Raw genomic sequence first — 678 nt, forward strand, 5'->3', positions numbered from 1 at the left:
CGGCCGGCTCCGACGGCACCCTGCGGGCCCTCGGCAAGTGCCTCGACGCCACCGGCCCCAGCTCCGCCGACGGCACCCCCCTGCAGATCTGGGACTGCTTCGCCGGGGCCAACCAGCGGTGGACGCTGCCGAGCGGCGGCACCACGCCTCCGCCGCCCACCGGCAAGCTGCCCGGCGCCCCGTACCTCTACATGGGCTGGGGCAGCCCGCCCAGTGCCACCTCGGTCATGAGCGCGACCGGGATCAAGTCGTTCACCATGGCGTTCATCCTCTCCGGGGGCGGATGCACGCCGATGTGGGACGGCTCACGGCCGCTGAGCGGCGGCGTGGACGCCCAGACGATCTCGGCGATCAAGTCGGCCGGCGGCAGCGTCCAGGTCTCCTTCGGCGGCTGGTCGGGCAACAAGCTCGGCCCGAACTGCTCGTCGTCGTCCGCCTACGCGAACGCGGTGCAGCAGGTCATCAACGCGGTCGGCCCGGCGGCCGTCGACTTCGACATCGAGAACACCGACGAGTTCTCCAACTACACGGTCCAGGACCGCATCCTGGGCGGCCTGAAGATCGTCAAGCAGAACAACCCGAACGTCAAGATCGTGCTCACCTTCGGGACGAGTACGAGCGGCCCCGGCGGCGACGGCGTCCGCCTGATCAACCAGTCGAAGGCGCTCGGCGTCAACG

Annotated in this window: 1 protein-coding gene; it reads left to right on the forward strand. The window is 70.4% G+C overall.

All coding sequences use genetic code 11. The features are described from left to right. Nucleotides 1-678: RICIN domain-containing protein (locus tag Mco01_RS32490; protein ID WP_204060663.1), on the forward strand; the 678-nt coding region annotated here is incomplete at both ends.

Source organism: Microbispora corallina (assembly GCF_016863035.1).
In the GTDB taxonomy this organism is placed as follows: domain Bacteria; phylum Actinomycetota; class Actinomycetes; order Streptosporangiales; family Streptosporangiaceae; genus Microbispora; species Microbispora corallina.